Origin of the sequence: Nocardia sp. NPDC058058 (assembly GCF_042885355.1) — a bacterium.
Classification (GTDB): domain Bacteria; phylum Actinomycetota; class Actinomycetes; order Mycobacteriales; family Mycobacteriaceae; genus Nocardia.
Window position 1 is genome coordinate 2631211 of the sequence record NZ_JBHVSA010000001.1, and the last position, 25050, is coordinate 2656260.

General features: G+C 68.0%; 12 protein-coding genes. 7 read left to right on the forward strand and 5 right to left on the reverse strand.

The features are described 5' to 3' along the window. Nucleotides 1-57: 57 nt before the first annotated feature. The 6 genes from ACFVUS_RS12115 (at nt 58) to ACFVUS_RS12140 (ending at nt 17098) form a co-directional block, all read left to right on the forward strand. Nucleotides 58-13425: an amino acid adenylation domain-containing protein gene (locus ACFVUS_RS12115; RefSeq protein ID WP_387764244.1), complete on the forward strand. Its 13368-nt coding sequence runs from the start codon at nt 58-60 to the stop codon at nt 13423-13425. Continuing rightward, nucleotides 13422-14420, forward strand: a complete 999-nt coding sequence (locus ACFVUS_RS12120; protein WP_387764246.1) for an ATP-binding cassette domain-containing protein — start codon at nt 13422-13424, stop codon at nt 14418-14420. Before ACFVUS_RS12115 ends, ACFVUS_RS12120 begins: the two co-directional genes overlap by 4 nt. After that, a complete protein-coding gene (locus ACFVUS_RS12125) occupies nt 14417-15250 on the forward strand; it encodes an antibiotic transporter (protein ID WP_387764248.1) in 834 nt (277 codons plus the stop codon). The genes ACFVUS_RS12120 and ACFVUS_RS12125 overlap by 4 nt, the downstream gene beginning before the upstream one ends. A 2-nt stretch (nt 15251-15252) precedes the next feature. Continuing rightward, nucleotides 15253-16083, forward strand: coding sequence for an ABC transporter permease (locus ACFVUS_RS12130; RefSeq protein WP_387764250.1), 831 nt, complete (start codon nt 15253-15255; stop codon nt 16081-16083). 87 nt (nt 16084-16170) lie between these two features. Then, the gene (locus ACFVUS_RS12135; RefSeq protein WP_387764252.1) at nt 16171-16683 is read left to right on the forward strand and encodes a peroxynitrite isomerase; all 513 of its coding nucleotides are present in this window, start codon (nt 16171-16173) and stop codon (nt 16681-16683) included. A 208-nt stretch (nt 16684-16891) separates the two neighbouring features. After that, complete coding sequence (locus ACFVUS_RS12140) at nt 16892-17098, forward strand: hypothetical protein (protein ID WP_387764254.1); 207 nt, start codon at nt 16892-16894, stop codon at nt 17096-17098. A gap of 18 nt (nt 17099-17116) precedes the next feature. Here the strand turns inward: ACFVUS_RS12140 and ACFVUS_RS12145 are convergent, their stop codons facing one another. The 3 genes from ACFVUS_RS12145 to ispG all read right to left on the reverse strand — a co-directional run bounded on the left by ACFVUS_RS12145 (nt 17117) and on the right by ispG (nt 21058). Further along, complete coding sequence (locus ACFVUS_RS12145) at nt 17117-18904, reverse strand: penicillin-binding transpeptidase domain-containing protein (protein WP_387764256.1); 1788 nt, start codon at nt 18902-18904, stop codon at nt 17117-17119. 87 nt (nt 18905-18991) lie between these two features. Further along, entirely contained in the window at nt 18992-19855 is an 864-nt protein-coding gene (locus ACFVUS_RS12150; protein WP_387764259.1) for a GNAT family N-acetyltransferase, read from the reverse strand. Between the two features lie 69 nt (nt 19856-19924). Next, the gene (ispG, locus tag ACFVUS_RS12155) at nt 19925-21058 is read right to left on the reverse strand and encodes a flavodoxin-dependent (E)-4-hydroxy-3-methylbut-2-enyl-diphosphate synthase (protein ID WP_375956024.1); all 1134 of its coding nucleotides are present in this window, start codon (nt 21056-21058) and stop codon (nt 19925-19927) included. 207 nt (nt 21059-21265) lie between these two features. On the opposite strand from ispG, the gene ACFVUS_RS12160 reads away from it, so the two are divergent. Beyond that, a complete protein-coding gene (locus ACFVUS_RS12160; RefSeq protein ID WP_387764261.1) occupies nt 21266-21943 on the forward strand; it encodes an endonuclease V in 678 nt (225 codons plus the stop codon). Nucleotides 21944-21949: 6 nt separating this feature from the next. On the opposite strand, the gene ACFVUS_RS12165 is transcribed toward ACFVUS_RS12160, so the two are convergent. Further along, the gene (locus ACFVUS_RS12165; protein ID WP_387764263.1) at nt 21950-23665 is read right to left on the reverse strand and encodes a TerD family protein; all 1716 of its coding nucleotides are present in this window, start codon (nt 23663-23665) and stop codon (nt 21950-21952) included. Nucleotides 23666-23826: 161 nt separating this feature from the next. Continuing rightward, entirely contained in the window at nt 23827-25029 is a 1203-nt protein-coding gene (locus ACFVUS_RS12170) for a M50 family metallopeptidase (protein WP_387764265.1), read from the reverse strand. Nucleotides 25030-25050 lie beyond the last annotated feature (21 nt).

Here is a 25050-nt window from a genome sequence, read left to right on the forward strand (position 1 = left end):
GGCCCGCGAGCGGCCCACCCGCGATCCGTCGAATCACCCGAGCACGCAGGATGTTTCATGGTTTCCAGCTCTGCCACCTCAGCCTTCGCTCTGTCCGCTGCACAACGTGGCATCTGGTTCGCCCAGCAGCTCGCGCGTGACACCCCGATCTCCATCGCCCAGTACGTCGAACTCGCCGGCGCGGTGGATGTGGAACTGCTCGCCGACGCGGCGCGGCAGGCCGGGCGCGAATTCGGCACCGGATATCTGCGGCTGCTCGAAATCGACGAGCTGCCATGGCAACTCGTGGACACCACGCTCGACGATCGCATCCTCACCATCGATCTGAGTGCCGCGCCCGATCCGGATGCCGCGGCGCAGACGTGGATGCGCGCGGAGTACACCGCACCACTGGACCTGACCCGGGACCGGCTGTGCACGGTGGCCATGCTCAAGCTGGCCGAGAACAGGTGGTTCTGGTACTCGCGCTTCCATCACATCCTGCTGGACGGGGTCGGCGCGCTCACCATGCTGCAGCGCACCTCCGAGCTCTACAACACCCGGGTGACCGGGAACGAAGTGCCCGCGGGCAAGGCCGAACCGCTGCGCACCATCGTGGACGCGGATATCGCCTACCGGAACTCCGATCGCATCGACGCCGACCGGGAGTACTGGAAACAGCACCTGATCGGCATGGCCGAACCGGTCTACCTGGGCAAACACGCGGGAGCCGTGGACGCGCACCCGCGCCTGCTCAGCGGGGCGCTGCCGGAGGAGACCGCCGCCCTGCTCGACGCGATCACCACCGAACTGTCCACCAGTCCGGCCCCCGTCGTGGTGGCCGCCTTCGCCGCGTTCGTCGGCGCCATGACCGGCAGCGGTGAGATCGTGCTCAGCCTGCCGGTATCCGGGCGCACCACCGCGGCGCTGCGGCGCTCGGGCGGCATGGTGGCCAATGTGGTGCCGCTGCGGCTGCATCCCCTGCCCACCGCCACCGTCGGTGAGCTGGTGCGCGCCACCCAGGGTGAGCTGACCGCCGCCCTGCGCCGGCAGCGGTACCGGCAAGAGGACATCATTCGCGATCTCGGCTGGGCCATGGATGAGATCGCCGGGTTCGGCCCGACCGTGAACCTCATGCTCGCCGATACCCGCATCCGGCTCGGCGGGGTCACCGGACAGCTGCATGTGCTGACCTCCGGACTCATCGACGATCTGTTCGTCAACGTGTACCCCGGCACCGGCGGCGAGCGCACCCATATCGACTTCCAGGCCAACCCGAACCGCTACGACGAACCCGTGCTGACCGCATTGCACGCGCGATTCCTGACCTTCCTGCACCGATTCCTGGCGGGCGGGCAGAGCGCACCGCTCGCGGGGGTGGGCACACTGTCCGACCAGGAGCGGGCCGAACTCGTTCCGGCGCAGGGGCGCAAGGGTATCGGCGCGCGCACCCTGCCCGAGATTCTGAGCACCGGGGCGCAGCTGGATCCATCCGCCATCGCCATGCGCGCGGACGGCACCGCCTTCACCTATCGCGAGGTCAGCGAATACACCAATCGACTGGCGCGGGTGCTGATCGAGGCGGGCGCGGGACCCGAACGGGCCGTTGCCATCTCGATTCCGCGCTCGACCGAGTCGGTGCTGGCCATGATCGCGGTGGCGCAGACCGGGGCGGCGTTCGTGCCGATCGATCCGGGCTACCCGGTGGATCGCATCGAGCACATGCTCACCGACAGCGGCGTGGTCGCCGGGGTCACGGTGGCGGCGGTGCGCGGTGCGCTGCCGGACCGCGTGCGCTGGCTGGTACTCGATGACGAGGCGACCGGAAAGCGTATGGCCGCAGCCGATTCCGCGGATATCTCCGATGCCGATCGGCGGACGCCGGTTCGGGCGGATCAGCTGGCCTACATCATCTACACCTCCGGATCGACCGGACTGCCCAAGGGCGTGGGGGTGACCCATCGCGGCCTGGCCAATCTGGCCACCGGTTCCGGGGCCGCCTTCGGGGTGGGCTCGGATGCCGTTATGGCGCACGCGGTATCGCCGAGTTTCGACATCTCGGTGGAGGAACTGCTGGTCGCGCTGGCGGTCGGGGCCACGGTGGCGGTGGTGCCGCCCGCCGCGTACGCGGGCGAGGAATTGGCGCGGGTACTGCGCACCCTCGAGGTGACACATCTGAATGTGACTCCGGCCGTGGCGGGTTCGCTGGAACCGGAGACGCTGCCGCGCCTGCGCACCCTGGTGGTGGGCGGTGACGCGTGCCCGCCGGAACTGCCGGTGCGCTGGGCCGGGCGCTCGGTGCTCAATGGGTACGGGCCCACCGAGACCACCGTGACCGCGACCATCAGCTCATCGCTGGTTCCCGGTGCGCCGATCACCATCGGCGTACCCGCACGCGGTGTGCGGGCCGTGGTGCTCGATCCCTGGCTGCGGCCGGTGCCGCCGGGGGTGACCGGCGAGCTGTATCTGAGCGGGCCGGGGGTGGCGCGCGGGTATCACCAGCGCATCGCCTTCACCGCCGAGCGCTTCGTCGCCGATCCGCACGCACCCGGTGAGCGCATGTATCGCACCGGGGATCTGGTGCGCTGGCGGCGGCGCAACGGGCGGCATGAACTCGAATACGCCGGGCGCGGCGATACCCAGGTGAAGGTGCGCGGATTCCGCATCGAACTGGGTGAGGTCGATGCGGCGGTGGCGCGGCACGCCGGGGTGGAATCGGTGGTGACCGTGGGGGCGAGCACGCCGGGCGGGGCCACCGCGCTGGTGTCGTACGTGCTGGCGGCGCAGGAGGTTCCGGTTGATCCGGAGGCAGTGAAAGCCACCGTGGCACATCATCTTCCGGCGCATATGGTGCCGTCAGTGGTGATGGTGCTCGATACCTTCCCGCTCACCCCGGCGGGCAAGGTGGATCGAAAGGCGCTGCCGCAACCGGAGTTCGGGGCGCGCACCCGCACCGGGCGGGCACCCGAGGGTGAGCGGGAGCTGAAGCTGGCCGCGATCTTCGCCGAGGTGCTCGGTACGGCCGATATCGGCGCGGATGACAATTTCTTCGCGCTCGGCGGCGACAGCATTATCGCGATTCAGCTGGTGGCGCGGGCCAAGACGGCCGGGCTGGCGCTGCGGGCACGGGATGTGTTCGAGCACAAGACCATTGCCGGACTGGCGCTGGCCGCCACCGAGGTGACCGCACCGGTGGTGCTGGAGCTGCCGGGCGGTGGTGTCGGCGCGGTGCCGCTGACGCCGATCGTGTACGACATGCTCGCGCACGGTGAGCACTGGCAACGCTATGCGCAGGCGGTGCTGATCGGACTGCCGGGCGGAATGGAACGGGCACAGCTCATTCCGGCGGTACAGGCGCTGCTCGACCGGCATGATCTCTTGCGCAGCACACTGCGGCGGACCACAGCGGCGGGCACCACGGGTGGCACCACTGGATCCGCGGGGATAGCGGACGCGAACACGGCACGAGCGGTACAGCCCGGGGACGACTGGGAGTGGATCGTCGGCGAGCGGGGTTCGGTGCGGGCCGAGACGCTCATCGATGTGGCGGCCGCGCCGACCGGACGCGAGGGTGCGGTCGAACTGGAGCATGCGGCCGATCTGCTCGATCCGGGGGCGGGGGTGATGGCGCGGTTCGTGCTCATCGAACGGCCCGATGCCGATCCGCTGCTGTGGATCGTGCTGCATCACCTCGTCAGCGATGGCGTCACGTGGCGAATCCTGCTGCCGGACTTGGCAATGGCCTGTGCCGGGGTGGAATTGCAGCCGGTGGGCACCTCGTTCCGGCGGTGGGCGCACGGACAGCGCGAACAAGCGGCCGAACGAACCGCGGAATTGCCACTCTGGCAAGCGATTCTGCAGACACCCGATCCGGCGTTCGGCGCGCGGGCATTCGATCCCGCGCGCGACACCGTGGCGACCATGGAGCAGTTGCGGACCGGTGTCGACGCCGAAACCTCCTCGGCAGCGCTCGAACTCATTCCCGAGCGCTTCCACTGCGGCGTCGACGACGCGCTGCTGACCGCGCTCGCGCTGGCGGCGAGCAAGTGGCGCAGGACCGATCGCACGCTGCTCACCCTCGAAGGCCACGGCCGCGAGGAGGCGATCCTGCCGGGTGCGGATATCTCCCGCACCATCGGCTGGTTCACCAGCGTGTACCCGGTGGCCCTCGACCTGCGCGGGATCGATATCGACGATGCCTTCGGCGGCGGACCGGCGGCCGGGATCGCGCTCAAGGCCGTGAAGGAGCAGTTGCGCGGTATTCCGGACAAGGGCGTCGGATACGGCATGCTGCGATATCTCAATAGTGATACGGCACAGTCGCTTTCGAACGCACCGACCCCGCAGCTCAGCTTCAACTACCTGGGCCGCACCGGCGCGGGTGGCGCGACCGACGGCGACGCCCCCTGGCTGCCCAAGTATTTCGACGCCACCAATGACGACGACGCCCCCATGGCGGCGGTCATCGATATCAATGCCATGCACACCGATGCCGGGCTCGAGATCACCTGGGCGTACGCGGCGGAGCTGGTCACCGCGGCACAGGTGCGCGAATTCGCCGAGCTGTGGGCGGCGGCGCTGACCGCGCTCACCGGTCACGCGCGACGCGCCCTCGCGGGCGGGCACACCCCGTCGGACTTCGCGCTGGTGCCGGTCACACAGCCGAATATCGATGCGTGGGAACGGGAATACCCGCGGCTCACCGATGTCTGGCCGCTGTCGCCTTTGCAGTACGGGCTGCTGTTCCATGCCCGCTACGACACCGATACCGCCGACGGATACACCGTGCAGACCCAGCTGAGTCTGGCCGGGCGGGTGGACGGCGCGCGGTTGCGCACCGCCGCGCAGAGCCTGCTGGATCGGCACGATGTGCTGCGGGTGGTGTTCACCGAGACCGCGCAGGGGCCCCGGCAGCTACTGCTCGAGGGCATCGAACTGCCCTGGCAGGAAATCGATCTCACCGATATCGAGGATGCCGGGGAGCGCACCCGCGAGCTGGAGCGCCTGATCGCGGTCGACGCGGGGACGCGCTTCGATCTGGCGCGCCCGCCGCTGCTGCGGTTCAGCCTCATTCGCACCGGGGCCGAGGCGTACACGCTGCTCATGACCAATCACCATCTGGTGCTCGATGGTTGGTCGACGCCGCTGGTGGTGCGCGAACTATTGGCCGGATATCTGGCCGCGATCACGGGGCAGTCCTTCACCACCGGGCCCGCGCACTCCTATCGGGAATTCCTGGCCTGGCTGGGCGAACAGGATGACGCCGCCTCCATGGCCGCCTGGACCGAGGCGCTGGCGGGCGTGGATTCGCCGACCCGGGCGGTGCCGAGCCTGGCCGGCATCGCCTCTGCCGAATCCGGCATGGTGACAATAGATTTCGGTCCCGAACAACTGTCGCGGCTGGAGGGCACCGTGCGCGCGGCCGGGGCCACGGTGAACACCGCCGTGCAGACCGCATGGGCGCTGCTGCTGGTCATGCTCACCGGGCGCACCGATGTGGTGTTCGGCGGCACCGTCTCCGGACGGCCGCCGCAACTGTCCGGGGTCGAGGAGATGGTCGGGCTCTTCATCAACACTCTGCCGGTGCGGGTGCGGCTGGATCCCGGTGAGCGCGTGGCGGATCTGCTCACCCGGGTGCAGGACGAACAGACACGGTTGCTGGATCATCAGCATGTCGGGCTGGCGGCCATTCACCAGGCGGTCGGGCTACCCGAGTTGTTCGACACCCTCACCGTCTTCGAGTCGTACCCCATTGATCGCGAAACCCTCTCGCAGGCAATGGATATCGCCGGAATGCGAATTCTGGACGTGTCCGGCACCGATGCCACGCCGTATCCACTGAACCTCATGGTGATTCCGCAGCGCGCGGCCGACGGGGCCGAGAGTCTGCAGATCACCGTGAAATTCATGGCCGATCAGCTGTCCGAGGCCGAGGCGCGGCGACTGCTGGATCGCTTCGGCTACCTGCTCGAGCAGATCGCCTTCGCACCGCAGCGGCGGGTCGCCCAGCTCCAGCACTGCGAGCCCGCCGAACGCAGGCAGCTGCTCCCGGTGCGCGGCGGTGATCCGGTGCCCATGCGCACGCTGCCCGAAATCCTCGGTGCGGGAGCGCGTGTCAATCCGGACGGCATCGCCATCAGCTCCGGCACGCTCACCATGACCTATCGCGATCTCGACGCCTGGTCCAATCGCTTCGCCCGGGTACTGCTGCGGCGCGGGGTCGGGCGCGAGGTATTCGTGGTGCTGGCGCTGACCCGCTCGGTGGAATCCATTGTGGCGGTGTGGGCGCTGGCCAAGACCGGCGCGGCATTCCTGCCGCTGGATCCGAATTATCCGGTGGAGCGGATCGAGCACATCATCACCGATTCGCGCGCGCCCATCGGGGTGACGGTGTGCGCGGTCGGCGAGACGCTGCCGGGCAGTATCGACTGGCTGCTGCTCGATGATCTCAACACCATCCGCCGGGTCATGACGGTATCGGACGCGCCGATCACCGATGCCGAGCGCGGCGGGCCGATCGACCTGAATCAGGTTGCGTACCTTATCTATACATCCGGCTCCACCGGTAAGCCGAAGGCCGTGCTGCTCAGTCATCGCGGGCTGGCGAATCTGGCGTCCTCGCAGGAGACCTTCCTCGAACTGAATGAGGAGTGCAGTCCACTGCAGGTGGCCTCGCCCAGCTTCGACGCCTCGGTGCACGAGATGTTCATGGCGCACGCCATGGGCGGGCGGCTGGTGGTCTCACCGCCGGATGTGTACGGCGGCAATGAACTCGAAGAATTGATGCGCACCCAGGGGGTGACGCACGCCGTCATCACCCCGTCGGTGCTGGCCACCATGAACCCGGCCGGGCTCACCGAATTGCGCAGCCTCACCGTGGCCGGTGAGGCGTCCGGACCGGAACTGGTCGCCGATTGGTCACCCGGCCGGCGCATGGTGAACCTGTACGGCCCAACGGAATTCAGTATCTGGGCGACCGGCCCGGGTGAGCTGCGACCCGGCGAGCCGATCACCATCGGCGCACCCATTCGCGGTGCGGCGGCCATGGTGCTGGACACCTGGTTGCGGCCGGTACCCATCGGCGTCACCGGTGAGCTGTACCTGGCCGGACCGGCGCTGGCGCGCGGCTACTTCAACCGATTCGGGCTCACCGCGGCACGTTTCGTCACCAACCCGTACGGTGCGCCCGGAACCCGCATGTACCGCACCGGCGATATGGTGCGCTGGGTCGAGATGAAACATGACGGGGAGACCCGTCTGGAGCTGGAATACCAGGGGCGCAGCGACTTCCAGGTCAAGATCCGCGGATTGCGCATCGAACTCGGGGAGATCGACGCGGTGCTCAGCGCCGACGATCAGGTGGAATACGCCGCGACACTGGGCTGCCCGGGGCCGGCGGGGCAGACCGTGCTGGTCTCGTACGTGGTCGGGCTGGCGGGGCACACCCTCGATACCGAGGAACTGCGCACCCGAGTCGCCGCCGCGCTGCCCGGATACATGGTGCCGAGCTACATCATCGAACTCGATGACGTCCCGCTCACCCCGGTCGGCAAGCTGGACCGCACCGCCTTGCCCGCACCGGATTTCAGCAGCCTGCAAGAGCGCTACCTGGCTCCGCGCACCGCGGTGGAAACCGCCGTCGCCGAGGTGTTCGCCGAAGTGCTCGGCATGGACAAGGTCAGCATCGACCGGTCCTTCTTCGAGCTCGGCGGCAACTCGCTCAGCGCGACCCGGGTGATCGCGCGGATCAACTCCGCGCTCGGCGCGACCGTGGCCCTGCGCGATCTGTTCGACGCCCCCACCGCGGCCCAGCTCGCGGCCCGCGTGGTCCCCGCCGGTGAGGGCTTCGGGCGGCCCATGCTCGCGGCTCGCATTCGCCCCGACCGGATTCCGCTCTCCCCCGCACAGCAGCGCATGTGGGTGATGAACCGGCTCGACCCGGCCTCGGCGGCGTACAACATCTCCGTCGCGCTGCGCCTCACCGGCGAACTCGAGGTGGACGCGCTGCGGCAGGCGGTCATCGATGTGGTGACCCGGCACGAAACCCTGCGCACCATCTACCCGGCCGATGCCGACGGGCCACGTCAGGTGGTGGTCGGAATCGATTCCGCCACACCCGATCTGACCGTGGTCGAGACCGCGGACGGCGCGCCGCTCGCCGAGCGGATCGCCGAGGTCACCGGCACCGGGTTCGACCTGACGCGGGAAGCTCCGCTCCGCGTCGGGCTGTTCCACGTCACCGGTGCGGCCGCGCCCGGGTCCGGCACGTCGCCGGACGGCGCGGCTCCTGCTCCGAAGACTCCGAATGCTCCGAAGTCGGACGCGCACAACGGATCCGGCGACACCTACGTCGTGGCGCTGGTCGTGCACCATGTCAGCGCGGACGGCACCTCCATGGCACCGCTGGCCACCGATCTGATGGCGGCGTATCTCGCGCGGGTCAGCGGGGCGAGTCAGGCGCTGCCGCCGCTGCGGGTGCAGTACGCGGACTACTCGCTGTGGCAGCGGGAGTTGCTCGGTGCCGAGCAGGACGCGGAATCGACCGCCGCACAGCAACTTCGGTTCTGGAGCGAGCGGCTCGCGGCCACGCCGGATGTGCTGGAGCTGCCTGCCGATCGGCCGCGACCGGCGGCGCAGACCATGCGCAGCGCGGATCTGCCTTTCACGGTGCGGCCCGAAACGCACACCGCCCTGACCACTTTGGCGACAGAGAACGAGTCCAGTCTGTTCATGGTGGTGCACGCCGCCCTGGCGGTACTGCTGTCCCGGCTGTCGGGAACACCGGATGTGCTGATCGGCACCGCCGTGGCGGGGCGCGGCGATGCCGCGCTCGATGAGCTGGTCGGCATGTTCGTCAACACCTTGGCGCTGCGCACCCCGGTCGATCCGGGCCTGGGTTTCCGCGAATTCCTCGCCGCGGTGCGGACTTCGGATCTCGATGCCTTCGCCAATGCCGATGTGCCGTTCGAGCGCCTGGTGCAGGTGCTCGATCCGCCGCGCTCGACCGCGCACCATCCGCTGTTCCAGGTATCGCTGTCGCTACAGAACTTCAGCCTGCCCGCGCTGGAATTCCCGGGTCTGCGGGTGACGGTCGAACCGTTCGACCGGGACACCTCGCAGTTCGATCTGACCTTCGATCTGCGCGATCCCCACGCGGGCTCGACTCCGGCGGGGCTCGAGGGCACGCTCACCTACGCCACCGATCTGTTCGATCGGACCACCGCCGCACAGCTGATCTCACGCTGGGAGCAGCTGCTCGAGGCGATCACCGCCGATCCGGATATCCGCATCTCCGATATCGATCTGCTCGGGGCGGGTGAGCGCGCCGCACTGGTGCCGCTGCGCGGACCGCGCGGCGGGGAGACCGGCACACTGGCCGAATTGCTCACCACCGCATCGGCTTTCCACCCCGAACGGCCCGCCATCATCGCGGACGGGCGCACCATCACCTACGGGGAGTTCGAGGACGCCGCCGAAGAGCTGGCCGCGCGGCTGGCGCAGGCCGGTGCGGGGGTGGAAACCGTGGTGGCGCTGGCGGTCTCACGCAGCGCCGAGCTGCTGGTCGCACTGCTGGCCACCGCCAAGACCGGTGCGGCCTTCCTGCCGATCGATCCGCGCCATCCGCTGGACCGCATCGATCACATGCTGACCGACTCCGGGGCGGTGCTGGGCATCACCACCGCCGCACACCGGGCGGTGCTGCCCGACACCGTCTTCTGGCTGGCCCTGGATCCGATCGGCGACCGGAGCGGTGCCGACGGCTGGGGTGCATCCGAATCACGCTGGGCCGCCATCGAATCCGGCTGGTATTCGACCGACCGCGAGATCCATCCCGATCATCCGGCCTGGCTCATCTACACCTCCGGCTCGACCGGTACACCCAAGGGCGTCTCGGTCTCGCATCGCGGTATCGCCGATCTCGTGCGCGCACAGCAGCATATGCTCGGGCTCAACGCGAATTCGCGGGTATTGCAGGTCGCCTCACCGAGTTTCGACGCCTCCGCGTTCGAGGCGCTGATGGCCTTCGGTTCCGGCGGCACCGCGGTGGTCGCGCCGCCCGATGTGTTCGGCGGTGACGCGCTGGCCGAACTCATTGCCGCACAGCGGGTCACGCACCTGGTGATCACGCCGTCGGCACTGGCCACCATGGATCCGGCGGCGGTGCCGAGCGTGCGGGTGCTCGCGGTGGCGGGCGAGGCCATCGGACCGGATCTGGTCAGCCGGTGGGCGTCGGGCCGGATGCTGGTGAACCTGTACGGACCGACCGAATTCACCATCTGGGCAACGACTTCCGATCCGCTGCGGGCGGATCAGCCGGTCACCATCGGACATCCGATTCGCGGTGCGGCGACCCTGGTGCTCGATGACCGACTGCGGCCGGTGCCGCTGGGCGTGGCCGGTGAACTGTATCTGGCCGGACCGGCGCTGGCGCGCGGCTATCACGCGCGGCCCGGACTCACCTCGGCGCGCTTCGTCGCCAATCCGTACGGTGTGCGGGGCGAACGCATGTACCGCACCGGCGATCTGGTGCGCTGGACCGGCGCGCTCACCGCACCCCGGCTGGAGTACCTGGGCCGCACCGACTTCCAGGTCAAGGTGCGCGGTCAGCGCATCGAGCTCGGTGAGATCGACGCGGTGCTGAATCGCGCCGACACCGTGGAATTCGCGGTGACACTGGGTGTTCCGGGTCCGGGCGGGGCGACGGCGCTGGCCGCCTACCTGCTGCCCGAGCCCGGCGCGACACTCGATATCGCGGCGGTGCGCGCCCATGCCGCCGATGCGCTGCCCGGCTATATGGTGCCGTCGGCCTTCGTGGTGCTGGACGCCATCCCGCTCAACGCGGTCGGCAAACTCGATCGAAAGGCCTTGCCGGAACCGGTTTTCGAGGCCGAGACCGAATACCGCGCGCCCACCACCGCGACCGAGACCGCGCTCGCCGCCATCGTGGCGGAGCTGCTCGGCCGCGATCGGGTCGGCGTGCACGATTCCTTCTTCGCCCTGGGCGGCGACAGCATTCTCGCGATCCAGCTGGTGTCCCGGGCGCGGCTGCACGGACTCGAGCTCACCCCGCTGCAAATCTTCGAGCACCGCACGGTGGCGGCCCTGGCCGCATTGGCCGATGAAGCGGGCGAGACCGTGGTTCTGGAGGAATTGCCCGGCGGCGGTGTCGGCGAATTCCCGCTCACGCCGATCATGCGCTGGATGCTCGAACGCGGCGGCGACTTCAATCGCTTCGCGCAGACGGCCGTGCTGGAGATGCCCGCCGGCATCACCCGCGCACAGGTGGTCGCCACCGTCGGTGCGGTGGTCGATCAGCACGATATGTTGCGCGCCCGCCTGCGCGAGGAGGACGGCGCGTGGTGGCTCCAGACCCGGGAACCCGGCGCGGTCGATGTGGACGCGCTGCTCTACCGGGTGGAATTCGAGGCCGCGGGCAGCTCCGAACTGCGCGAGTACGCCCGGACCGAGCTCGATTCGGCGATGAGCCGGCTCGATCCGGCCGCCGGAACGCTGTTGCAACTGGTGTGGCTGGACCCTGCCGGACCGACCGGTCGCTCCGGAAGATTGATCCTGGTGGCCCACCATCTCGTAATAGATGGTGTGTCCTGGCGAATCCTGATTCCCGATCTGATCGCCGCCTGGGCTCAGATCTCCGGCGGCGCGGAACCCATGCTCCCCGCCACCGGCACCTCCGTGCGGCGATGGGCGCACGCCCTGCACGAGGAGGCGTACAGCGATACCCGCGTCGCCGAACTCGAGCACTGGCGCGAACTGGCCGCGACACCCGATCCGCTCATCGGCCGTCGCGAACTCGATCCGGGCATCGATCAGGTGCACACCGTGCGCGCGGTCGACGTGGAAGCCGACGCCGAGGTGACCAACGCCCTGCTCACCACGCTGCCCGCGCTCTTCGGCGGCAGTGTCGAGGACGCGCTGCTGGCCACCCTGGCACTGGCCGTGCGGCGCTGGCGCACCCGATCCGATGAGGAATCGGTGCTGCTGCGCATGGAAGGCCACGGCAGACAGCAGGAGATCATTCCCGGCGCGGATCTGTCCCGCACCATGGGCTGGTTCACCACGCTGTATCCGGTGCGGCTGGAGCTGCCCGATATCGATATCGACGATGCCATCGACGGCGGTCCGGCCATGGGCGATGCCATTCGCGCGGTCAAGCATCAACTGCTGGCGATACCGGATAAGGGCATCGGCTTCGGACAGCTGCGGTATCTGAACCAGGACACCGCCGCCCAACTGCCGCAACGGGTTCCGGGCCGGATCGGCTTCAACTATCTGGGCCGCTACGCCACCGCCGATATTCCGGCCGGACTGGAAGGGCTCGGCTGGCTGCCCACCGAGGAATTCGGCGATCTGCACGCGGGCGAGCATCCCGAGGTGCCGGTGACCACCGAGATCGAGATCAACGCGGTGGTGTCCGGTGATCGGCTGCAAGCCACCTTCACCTATCCCGGCACGCTGCTCACCCGGGCGCGAGTCGCCACCCTGGCCTGGCTGTGGATCGAAGCCCTCACCGCCGCGGCACGTTTCGCCGAGACGCCGGAGGCGAAGCTCGCGGCCGAGGCCGAACGGCGCTACCTCGAGGAACAGGCGCGCGCGGCACTCGCTGCCGCACAACCGGATTCGACACCGGGGCTCGGACTCGACGTGGTGCTGCCCATTCGCCCCGGCGGCGATCAGCCCGCACTGTTCTGCATCCACCCGTCCTCCGGCATCGCCTGGACCTATCTGGGCCTGGCCGAACTGCTGCGACCCGGGCGACCCATCTACGGTTTGCAGGCACCCGACCTGTCCGGGGAACCGCACGCCCGCAGCATCGACGATTTCGCCGAGCGCTACGCCCGGGAAATCCGCCGCCTGCAACCCGAAGGCCCGTATCACCTGCTCGGCTGGTCCTTCGGCGGGCTCATCGCGCACGCCGTCGCGGCGAAACTGACGGCGGCGGGCGCGCGGATGGGCGTGCTCACCCTGCTCGACGCCGACCACACCGATATCGACGGCGACAGCATCGAAAGGCTCACCGCCGGTTCATTCGTCGCCGCCTTCGGTTCGGTCTTCGGCATCACCGATATGCCCGCCGAGGCCACAGCACAGGAGGCGGCCGATCTCATTCGCGAACGCATGGGCGGGGTTTCGCTGGTCGACGCGCTCACCCTGGAACGCATGGCGGCCTCCTACAACGCCTCCGCCCGCACCCGCACCGGCTATCAACGACCCGTATTCCCCGGCGACGCACTGTATTTCAGCGCCACCGCGGAGAAGTCGGACATCTTCGGGCCGACCGGCTGGCGGCCCTGGATCACCGGCCGCATCACCAACCACGACATCGAAGTCGGCCATGAGGAGTTGACCGCGCCGCACGCGCTCGCGGAAATCGCCCGGGTCCTTGACGAACACCTTCTCGACGAACACCTGGGAGAGCAACCGTGACAACCACCGACAGCGCGGCCGACGGCGTCATCGTCGAAGGCGTCGAGAAATCCTTCGGAGCCGTGAAAGCCCTGCGCGGCATCACCTTCAAGGCCGCACCCGGCGAGGTGCTCGGCATCCTCGGACCCAATGGCGCGGGCAAGACCACCACGGTCAATATCCTGTCCACCCTCATCGCACCCGATGCCGGTCGCGCGTCCGTGGCCGGGCACGATGTCACCACCGAGGCCGCCGAGGTGCGCCGCAGCATCATGCTCACCGGTCAATTCGCCGCGCTCGACGACGCGTTGAGCGGCTACGAGAACCTGGTCATGTTCGGTCGGCTGATGGGCCTGCGCAAACGCGCCGCGCGCGGGCGGGCCGATGAGCTGATCGAGGAATTCGATCTCACCGCCGCCGCCACCCGCCGGGTCGGCACCTACTCCGGCGGTATGCGACGGCGCATCGATATCGCCTGCGGACTCGTGGTGCGGCCCGAGGTGGTGTTCCTGGACGAGCCCACCACCGGCCTGGATCCCCGTAGCCGCCAAGGGGTCTGGGATCTGGTGGGCGGATTCCGCAAGCACGGCATCACCACCCTGCTCACCACCCAGTACCTCGAAGAGGCCGACGCACTCTGCGATCGGATCATCGTCATCGACCACGGCGTGGTCATCGCCAGCGGCACCGCCGATGAACTCAAGGCCCGCACCGGCGGCAGCTACTGCGAGATCGTGCCGCTGCGCATTCAGGAACTGCCCGCCATCGCCAAGGCGCTCGGCGATCTGTTCCCCGCCGCCAATCGCGCCGCACTGCTCACCGGGGACGCGGACCGGCTGGCCGTGCCCGCCCCCGAGGGCGCGAAAACCCTCGCCGAGGCCTTGCGCCGACTCGACAGCGCCGGAATGGAATTGGTGGATATCGCGCTGCGCCGACCATCGCTGGACGAGGTGTTCCTGTCCCTCACCGGACATCTCACCGAGAAGCCGGAACCGAACGGAAAGGGCCGGTCATGACCAGCGTCGCCGCCAGCCGGGACGCCTGGCTCACCAGCGTCCGCGCCACCCCGGATACGCTGCGGCAGTGGTGGGTGCTCACCGTGCGGCTCATCGTGCCCGCCATCACCACCGGCGAGATGATCACCGCGGTGCTCGCGCCGATCACCTTCACGGCCAGCTTCTACATCCCGCTCAATCGCGTAATGACTTTCGCCGGAACGGGATTCAGCAGCTACGCGCAGTTCATGGCGCCGATCGTGATACTTCAGGCCGCCGCGTTCACCGCCATCTCGGCCGCCTTCCGGGCCGCCACCGATATGGTCTCCGGACTGGACCGGCGCTTCGACGCCATGCCCATGCATCCGCTCATCCCGACCGCGGCGCGCATGTCCGCCAATGCCTTCCGCATGGTGGTGGGCCTGGCCTCGGCACTGGTGAGCATTCATTTCATCGGCTTCCACTTCCACGCGGGCACCGCCAACACCATCGGCTTCCTGGCGTTCGCCATGCTCATCGGCATCGCCTTCAGCCTCGGCGCGGATGTCATCGGCACCGTCACCAAGAGTCCCGAGGCCACCACGCAGATGCTGGTGCTGCCGCCGCTGATCCTCGGCATGCTCTCCACCGGACTCGCGCCCGCCACCCAATTCCCGCACTGGGTACAGGCTTTCGTGCGCAATCAGCCGGTATCGCAATTCGCCTACGGGCTGCGCGCCCTGGGCGGTGACACCCGCGGCAATGCCGGTGCGGTGACCTGGTCGCTGATGACGCCGCCGCTGCTGTGGGCCGCCGCCATCATCGTGGTCTCGCTGTACTTCACCGTCCGGCTGAATATGAAGAGGTCGTGACAATGTCCGTCGAAACCACGCTCGCACAACGCGATACCGCCGATTTCATCCGCGTCCGGGAGGCCTCGGCCCCGGCGCTGCTGCGGCACACCTGGATTCAGACCCAGCGGCTGCTGCTGCGCTGGGCGCGCGATCCGATCACGCTGCTGGAGACGCTGATCGTCCCGTGCCTGCTGCTGCTCATGCTCAATATCGTTGTCGGCAGCCAGATTCAGAAGTTCTCCGGGCACAGCGCGCTGTACGGGTCCACCCCGATGGTGACACTGGTCGGCGCGCTGTCGGGCACGGTGGCCAGCGGCGTCATGCTGGGACGCGAACGCGATGCCGGACTGCTCGCGCGCTTCTGGGTGCTGCCGGTGCATCGCGGGTCCGGACTCGCGGCGCGGATTCTGGCCGAGGGCTGCCGCATCTTCTGCGGAACCATCATCATCATCGCGTTCGGCATGCTGCTGGGCTTCCGCTTCCACGAGGGCCCGCTGGCCGCGTTCGCATTCCTGTGGCTGCCGGTGCTGTTCGGGCTGGCCTTCGCCACCATGGTCACCGCCATCGCGGTGTTCACCGCCAAGTCCACCCTGGTCGAGGGCGTGGCACTGCTGTCCTCGCTGCTGATGTTCTTCAGCACCGGTTTCGTCCCGCTCGGCGCGTACCCCAATTGGATTCAACCCGTGGTGCGCAATCAGCCGATGTCGGTCGCGGTGGACTCCATGCGCGCGCTCGCCGAAGGCGGCGAACTGGCCCGGCCGCTGCTGCTGACCATCGTCTGGTCGGTCGGCATGATCATCGTGTTCGCCGTCCCCGCCGCCTATGGTTACCGCCGGGCAAGCCGCCGCTGAGCGGCGAAATGTCCTGATCCAGACCCCTTTCCGGAAATACCCGCGACCCGGCGCGCCGACCGCCCGCCGGAGCGGGCGCGGCGCACTATGCTGACCGCCGTGCTCGAACCCCAATCACCCATCGCGCCCCACCCGGATATCGCACACCTCGCGCCACTGCTCGGCACCTGGCGCGGCCGCGGACAGGGCGAATACCCGACGATCGAAACCTTCGATTATCTGGAGGAAGTGCACTTCGGCCATGTCGGCCGCCCTTTCCTCACCTATCGCCAGCGCACCCGCGCCGCCGACGGCAGCCGCCCGATGCACAGTGAGACCGGCTACCTGCGCGCGCTGCCGGACGATCGGGTCGAGCTGATCCTGGCGCATCCGACCGGTATCACCGAGATCTGCGAGGGCAGCCTGGTCTCCGATGACCAGGGCCTGCGCATCGAACTCGATTCGACCACCATCGGACGCAGCTCCAGCGCCAAATCCGTGACGGCACTGGGCCGTAGCATCACCCTCGCCGGCGACACCCTCAGCTACACGCTGCGCATGGCGGCGGTCGAGCAACCGCTGCAGCATCATCTCGCGGCGACCATGCACCGGGAGAATTAACGGATTTCTCGCACGTCCAACACCGCGGTGACCTGGCGCACTTTGTTTCGACAAGTGTGCGGGATCACTCTTACGGGTTGCGTCCTATATGTCCGCCGGATTACCGTTTCTTTCGGTGGCAAACAGTCAGCCAACCCTCATGAGCACCGGTTATCCGAAACTGACCGTTCGGACGGCCACACTCATCCCCTAAACAAGGGAGTTGGACATGAAACGTTCGGCACTCCTGCTACTCACCACCGCGGGCATGATCCTCGCCGGAGCCGCGGTCACCGAACTCCTCGGCGACGCCTCCACCTCCGGCCCGCCCTCCGGGCAAACCCTCGCCGCACAGCGCTACGTCACAGATACCGCCCTGGGGGAGATTCAGCCATCCGCCTGCGTGCACATCACGCGCACGCCGGCCGATCGCTGAGTCCGCTATTACGGCCGTTCAGTACCCCGGCGGCAGGGCCGTGAGCATATCCCTGGTCACCGCCACCGCATTATCGGAACTGCCACCGCGCACCACCAGCGTCGCGAACGCCATATCGCCGCGGTAACCGATGAACCAGGCGTGTGAACCGCCCTCCACCTCGGCCTCACCGGTCTTGCCGTACACCTCGCCCTGATCGGCGATGCGTTCGGCGGTACCGCCGAGCACCACCTTGCGCATCATCATTCGCAGACCGTTGATCACCTCGGGGTTCAGCGCCGGGCGATCACCCTTGATCTCGGTCGGATGATTCGAGATCAGATACGGCACCGGCGCCGACCCGTTCGCGACCGTCGCGGCCACCATGGCCAGACCGAACGGGCTCACCAGCACCTTGCCCTGACCGATGCCGTCCTCGGCCCGCTGCACCAGATCATCGTCCTGCGGCACCGAACCCGACACCGTCGGCAGACCCACCACCGTGTAGTCCGGACCGATGCCCAGCGCGGAGGCGGCCGTGCGCAGATCATCCCCGCCCAACTCCGAGGCGATCCGCGCGAACGCGGTATTGCAGGAGCGCTCGTACGCGGTGGCCATCGGCACATCGCCGACGCTGAAGAGGTTGTAGTTGGGAATCGTGCGGTCCCCCACCACGATCTGACTCGGGCACGGCACCACGGTGTCGGGGGTGGCATGACCCTCGGTCATGGCGGCCGCCGCGGTCACCGTCTTGAAGGTCGAACCCGGCGGGTACAGACCCGAGGCGGCGACCGGACCGTCGGCATCGGCGGCCTCGTTCTGGGCGATGGCCAGAATCGCACCGGTGGACGGTTGCAGCACCACCATCATGGCCTGGTCTTCGCGCAGGTCCACCGCGCGCTGCGCGGCATTCTGGATATTGCGATCCACGCTCAGCGAGAACGACGGCGAGGTCTGCGGTTCCACCTCTTTGAGCACATCGGTATCCCCGCCATTGGCGTTGACGGTCACCACATTCCAGCCCGCCTGACCGTCCACCTCGTCGATGACGGTCTTGCGGATCTGGGTGAGCAGATCGGGCGCGAAGGTGCGGTCGGTGGGCACCAGATCCCATTGGCGGCCGAAGCTGACACCGGACAGTCCGAGCAGATCATTGCTCACCTGCTGGTACTCCCATTCCGAGAGCACTTCGACGGTGTAGCCGCCGTCGGCCTTGCGGGCGGCGGCGAGAATGCCCTCGGGGGTGAGGCGTTCGTCGAACTGCCGCAATACATTCGCGAGGGTGGTGCTGACCCCGACCGGATTCGAGGAGGCGCCGCGATTGAACACCACGCGGTAGACCGCGCCGGGCACCAGCACATCGCTGCCGGAGCGCTCGTTCACCCGGGCCCGAGGCGCGGGGATGGACCGCAATTGCAAAGTTTGCGTATTGCCCAGCTGCGGATGGATATTCGCCGAGGTCCAGCGCACCGACCATTTGCCCTCGCTGCGGCCCATCTGCAATTGGCCGCGATAGGACCAGACGCGATCCTTGGGCAGCCGCCACTCATAGCTGTAGTCGACGGTGGCGGTGTCACCCGTGACGCGGGTATCGCCGGTGTGCGCGATCAACCGTTCGGCCTGTAGCTGATCCCAGGCCGAAGTCAGTGCGGGAGCGGCCTTTTCGGGCTGACTGGTGAGGTCGGCGGCCGTGGCGACCTCATGCTCGGCGAAGGCTTGCAGGAAGGCGTCGGCGGTCTGCGCCGGTCCCTGCGGACCCGACGAGCAACCCACCGCGGCAACCGAGATCGCGGCGGCGATCAGCATGGTGAAGACCCGTGTGGACATCGGCACAGATAGTAGAGCCAACTATTGGCAAACACGCTCGACACACTGGGGGCGAACGGTTTTCACTCCATAATCACAGTTGGCGGATCAGTCGAGCAGCACTGTCGCGAATGTCGCGATCTGCCGGAAGCCGACCTTCGCGTAGGCGCGGCGGGCAACCTCGTTGTAGCAGTTCACGTACAGACTCGCGGTACGACCGGACGCCACAACGACATTCGCCACCGCGGCGGTACCCGAGGTGCCGACGCCGATTCCACGATGGTCGGGATGCACCCAGACGCCCTGGATCTGACCGGTACGCCGGGACAGCGCGCCCACCTCGGCCTTGAACACGACCTCGCCGTCCTCGAAACGCGCCCAGGCCCGGCCGGATTCGATCAGACCCGCCACCCGGCGGCGATAGCTGCGGCCACCGTCCCCGGCGCGCGGATCGACCCCGATCTCCTCGGTGAACATGGCCACCGCCGCGACCAGATAGCGGTCCAGCTCCTCCGGACGCACCCGCCGCACCCGGAGATCGGGCGCGACGGTCGCGGTCTTGTCCAGGGCCAGCAGCGGTTGATCGGCGCGCAATTCCCGTGCCGGACCCCAGTGCTCGCTGAGCTGCTCCCACAGCGGCAGCGCCAGTTCGCGACGGCCAACCACCGAGGAGCACGCGCGCGGACCGCGCACCGCGCGTTCGGCGAAGGCCCGTAGATCGGCCCGGCCGCCGCGCAGCGGGACCAGATTCGCGCCCGAGAAGCACAGCGAGGTACCCGGCCCGCCACGACTCCACAGTTCGCCGTACGCGCCGCGGGAGTCGAGCCCGTACTCCTGGAGCCGGGCCGCCACCATGCAACTCGCCACCGGATCGGCGTCGAGGACGCGTAAAACCTGTGTCAGATCGCGGTTCGCGAGCTGTTGGGCTCCGGAGTTCTTGCTCCGGCGAGTCGGCTCCAGCACACTCCGCACGTTCACAGCCTGCCAGAACTTCTCAAAACGTGCCGCACTATCGCCGTTGGCCGCGCGGCGACCTGGGGTTTACCCCGCGCTGACGACGGGAGAACCGGTTCCGGCGGCCTCACCCATCTCCTCGGCGATGCGCATGGCCTCCTCGATCAGGGTCTCGACGATGAGGTGTTCGGGCACGGTCTTGATGACCTCGCCCTTGACGAAGATCTGACCGCGGCCATTGCCAGAGGCCACACCCAGATCGGCCTCGCGGGCCTCGCCCGGACCGTTCACGACGCAGCCCATAACGGCAACGCGCAGCGGCACTTCCATGCCCTCGAGGCCCGCGCTGACCGCGTTGGCCAGGGTGTAGACATCGACCTGGGCACGACCGCAGGACGGGCAGGAGACGATCTCCAGCTTGCGCGGGCGCAGGTTCAGCGATTGCAGAATCTGATCGCCGACCTTGATCTCCTCGGCGGGCGGGGCGGACAGCGAGACGCGGATGGTGTCGCCGATGCCTTCCGATAGCAGCGCGCCGAACGCCACCGCGGACTTGATGGTGCCCTGGAAGGCCGGACCGGCCTCGGTGACACCCAGGTGCAGCGGGTAATCGGACTGCGCGGCCAGCTGGCGGTACGCCTCCACCATCACGACGGGGTCATTGTGCTTGACCGAGATCTTGATATTGCCGAAGCCGTGATCCTCGAACAGGCTGGCCTCCCACAGCGCCGACTCCACGAGAGCCTCGGGGGTGGCCTTGCCGTACTTCTCCAGCATGCGCTTATCGAGCGAACCGGCGTTGACGCCGATGCGGATCGGGATGCCGGCGGCGGCAGCGGCCTTGGCGACCTCGCCGACGCGGCCGTCGAACTCCTTGATATTGCCCGGATTCACCCGCACCGCAGCACATCCCGCGTCGATGGCGGCGAAAATGTACTTGGGCTGGAAGTGGATATCGGCGATGACGGGAAGTTTGGACTTCTTGGCAATGATCGCGAGCGCGTCCGCGTCCTCCTGGCGCGGGCACGCGACGCGCACGATATCGCAGCCGGACGCGGTGAGTTCCGCGATCTGCTGCAGGGTGGCGTTCACGTCGTGGGTTTTGGTGGTGGTCATGGACTGCACGGAAATCGGGAATTCGCTACCGACGCCGACCTTGCCCACCATCAACTGACGGGTCTTGCGCCGGGGCGCGAGGACTGCCGCGGGTGCGGCGGGCATCCCCAATGCGATGGCACTGCTCACGATCAGTTGCCTACTTTCGTCTTGTGCTCACCCGTTCCGGTCCCGAGCTTACCGAGGCACGGATACCGGTCGCCCTGTGACGGCGGCGACAAGGGTACCTGCGCCCGGGCAACGGCTCGGATTCGGGCCGGGGCCTACGCTTTGTATTCGTTGCAGACGGCGGGAAGGTATACGTTCCGAAATGTGAAGGTAGCGAATCCCGATCCGTGGCCCCGCACCGCCGATGCGGCGATAGCGCTGCAAGATCGATTGCGCGGCCGGGTGATCGCGAGCAATCCCTCGGCACCGCGGTTTCGATTGATCGCCGGGCTCGATTCGGCCTATGACGATGACGGGAATGTGGTCGCGGCCATCGTCGTGGTGGACGCCGAGACGCTGGAGACCGTCGAGACCGCGACCGCGCGCGGGACCACCGACTTTCCGTATGTGCCGGGGCTGCTGGCGTTCCGGGAGCTGCCGACCACCCTCGACGCGTTCGAAAACCTCGGTGTCACACCGGATCTCATTATCTGCGACAGTCAGGGGCTGGCGCATCCGCGGCGGTTCGGATTCGCCTGCCATATCGGGCTGCTCGCCGGGATACCCACGCTCGGGGTGGCCAAGAACGCCTGGGGTGAGTTCGAGACGCCCGGGGCCGAGCGCGGATCGTGGAGCGATATCCGCATCGACGGCGAGGTGGTGGGGCGCGCCCTGCGCACTCGCAGCAACGTCAAACCGGTGTTCGTCTCGGTGGGTCATCTCATCGATATCGACACCGCCTGCGCGCGAGTGCTTTCACTCACACCCGAATTCCGGCAGCCCGAGACCACCCGGCGCGCGGACCGGCTGTGCCGTCAGCTGCTCACCGAACTGACGGCCTGAACCGAACTAGATGCGCGCGCCCTTCTGCTGATTGCACTTGCGGCACAGGATTTGCAGGTTCTCCACGCTTGTCGCGCCGCCCTGACTCCACGGGATGATGTGGTCGAATTCCAGGTACTGATTATCGCCGCACTGCTGGCATTTGCCGCCGTCGCGCTGCCAGACGCGGGCCTTGACGTCCTGCGGGACCGCGCGTGAATCACGCTGGCCGGGTGCCAGCACCAGCCGCTTGGCCACCCGCAGCGCGCCCTCCAGGACCGCGGCAACGTATTCGGCATCGGGCACCCGGTAGGTGCCGCCGCCGCGCGCGGTGGTCGCCTGGATGACCACGGTGTCGTACTCGTGCCGAATCGCGACCATCTTGGCCCAGGACAGTTCGACGCCCGCGCCGTCACCGACGAAGCGGAACTTCTTGCTGCTGCCGATCAAACGACCGGACGCCTGTTTGGGGCCGCTGGCCAGATAGCGGATCTGGGTGGCGTTCACATCGAGGTAGAGCAGCTCATCGGCCTCCAGGTGCAGATCCGGACGATCGACCCGCGGCAGATCACCGACCTTCACCTGGGTCAGCGCGCGACCGCGCAGCATGCGCTGGCGCAGGCCCTCGATATGTTGCGCGGCCATGCCGAGATCGGTGTATTTCTGCAAGGTGGCGATGGTGCGCTCGAAATCCTCGAGCTCGCTCTGATCGATCTCACCGTCGGCGAAGGCGAAGGCCACCACGCGTTCGAGATGAGCGATGGCCAAGGGCCGCAGCGCTTCCCGCCCGGTGTTCTCGCTGATCAGGTGGAAGCGCAGCATCCCCCACGCCTCATCCCAGGCCGGGCCGCTCGGACCGCCGGTCGCGAGCACCTGCCACACCTGGCCCCGCCACGATTCCAGCAGACCGTTCACCTCGGCCTCGCACCAGCGGCACGCGGCCGGGCCGCCCGCACCGAAGCGCGGCACATGCCGGGGCCGCCCGCACCGGGGACAGGTCGCCGGATCGTCGACCGGGAAGGCCGGGCGATAGTCCTCGGTCCACACCGAACCGCTCCACCAGCGCAGCCGCGTGAGATCGCCTGGAACGGAATACCATCCGGCGGCCATATCGGACGCGGGCGCGGGGGTGGCGGGCGCGGGCGCCGGGAACGGGGCGGGGATGTGCGCGGTGACCGGAGGCGGCGGGGCCGCCGGCGCGGGGGCCACCGGAGGCGGGGCGACAGCCTGCGCGGGCGCGGGTTCGTCGTCCACCTCGACGCCGAATTCCTCTGCGAGGCCGCGCAGTCCGCTGCTCCAGCCCTGGCCGACGGCGCGGAATTTCCATTCGCCGTTGCGGCGGTAGAACTCGCCGAGCACCATGGCGGTGACCGCGCCGGAGCCGTGCAGGGGGTAGCGGAGCAGGTCGCCGGTGGTGTCGCGGACGGTGAGGGTCAGGGCGTCGATGTCCTGAAACGAGCCCTGGTCAACGGATCCCGCGATGACGACCTTGTGCACCGATGGCTCGATGGCCGTCAGGGTCAGGCGCATGGTGGCGCTGCCGGAACCGGCTTCTTCCAGCACCACCGCGCCCGAGGGATGCCGGGGCGCGTTGAAGAAGACGAAATCGTCGTTCCCCCGGATCCTTCCGCTCTCATCCAGCAGCAGGGCCTGCGGATCCACCTCGCGGCCCGAACCCCATTTCAGCACCAGCGATACCGCGGCCGAATTCACCGGCGCGTTCGCTCCACGCGTCAACTCCACGACGCAAACACCGTTCTCTCACGCAGACAATGTCGAGACATCCACTGCGCCAGGTACTTCGGTGAACGCTATGCCCGCCCCGAGCTCAACGGCTGCCCCACGGCAACCTTACCGACAGCGGCCGACAAGCCGTTCGGCCGCAGCGGGATTGGCACGGACCGTCAGGGGAAGAGCTTGACCGGGTTGACGATATCGGCGACCAGGGTCAGCACCATGTACGCGCCGCCGATCACCACCACCACGTAGGTGGCGGGTAGCAATTTGAGGTAATCCACCGGCGGCCCGTCGGGCAGACCCTTGCGGCCGCGCAGCACATTGCGGATCTTCTCGTAGATGACCACCGCCATATGACCGCCGTCCAGGGGCAGCAGCGGCAGCAGGTTGAACGCGCCGAGGAAGAAGTTCAGGCTCGCCAGGGTGAGCACGAACAGCGACCACAGCCCGTGTTCGGCGGTCTCACCACCGATCTTGCTGGCGCCGTAGACCGAGACCGGGGTCTCCGGATCGCGTTCACCGCCGGTGACCGCATGCCACAGATCGACCACCTTGGCGGGCATCTGCGCCAGCGATTGCACTGTGCGCAGGCCGATTTCACCGGTGAACGCGGCCGAGGCCGGAATGGCGGCGAGGAAGTTGTACTTCACCGGGAGGTAGACGTCATGGCCCACGCCGACCTTGCCGACGGTCTTGGGCGCACCGTCCTTGGTCGGGTAGATCACCGCCTGTTCGGGCGTGACCGGAATGGTGAGGGTCTTGCCGTCGCGCTCGATGGTGTAGTTGAACGGACCGGTCTGCTTCTGGGTCTGGGCGCTGAAGTCCTCCCAGGTCTTGATCTTGGTGCCGTTCACGGCGGTCACGACGTCACCGCGCTGCAAACCCGCGCGCTGGGCCGGACCCTCGCCGCTGCACGGCAACAGCTTCTGATCCGCGGTCTGGCTCTGCACGCAGTTCATCGCGCCGAGCTGGGTGGCGGGCGGCTGATCGAAACGCGGCAGTCCCCACACCACCGCGAGCAGCATGATGAGCAGGAAGCCGAGCAGGAAGTTCATCGCGATGCCGCCGGACATGACGACCAGGCGCTTCCAGGTCTTCTGCCGGTACATGGCCCGATCCAGATCCTCCGGATCGAGCTCATCGAGGGCGGTCATACCGGCGATATCGCAGAAACCGCCCAGCGGCAACGCCTTCAGGCCGTATTCGGTCTCACCCCGGGTGGTGGACCAGATCTTCGGGCCGAAGCCGACGAAGTAGCGGCGCACCTTCATACCGGTCGCCTGCGCGGTCCACATGTGGCCGCATTCGTGCAGCGCGACCGACACGGTGATACCGAGTGCGAACAGTGCGAAGCCGATCGCGTAGACCATGCGGTACCGAACCCTCCTGCA

Bases quoted from the DNA above. Each gene is read 5' to 3' on its own strand.
- ACFVUS_RS12115 (WP_387764244.1), top strand. From the start codon at position 58: ATGGTTTCCAGCTCTGCCACCTCAGCCTTCGCTCTGTCCGCTGCACAA.
- ACFVUS_RS12125 (WP_387764248.1), top strand. From the start codon at position 14,417: ATGACCAGCGTCGCCGCCAGCCGGGACGCCTGGCTCACCAGCGTCCGC.
- ACFVUS_RS12130 (WP_387764250.1), top strand. From the start codon at position 15,253: ATGTCCGTCGAAACCACGCTCGCACAACGCGATACCGCCGATTTCATC.
- ACFVUS_RS12135 (WP_387764252.1), top strand. From the start codon at position 16,171: ATGCTGACCGCCGTGCTCGAACCCCAATCACCCATCGCGCCCCACCCG.
- ACFVUS_RS12140 (WP_387764254.1), top strand. From the start codon at position 16,892: ATGAAACGTTCGGCACTCCTGCTACTCACCACCGCGGGCATGATCCTC.
- ACFVUS_RS12145 (WP_387764256.1), bottom strand. From the start codon at position 18,904: ATGTCCACACGGGTCTTCACCATGCTGATCGCCGCCGCGATCTCGGTT.
- ispG (WP_375956024.1), bottom strand. From the start codon at position 21,058: ATGCCCGCCGCACCCGCGGCAGTCCTCGCGCCCCGGCGCAAGACCCGT.
- ACFVUS_RS12170 (WP_387764265.1), bottom strand. From the start codon at position 25,029: ATGGTCTACGCGATCGGCTTCGCACTGTTCGCACTCGGTATCACCGTG.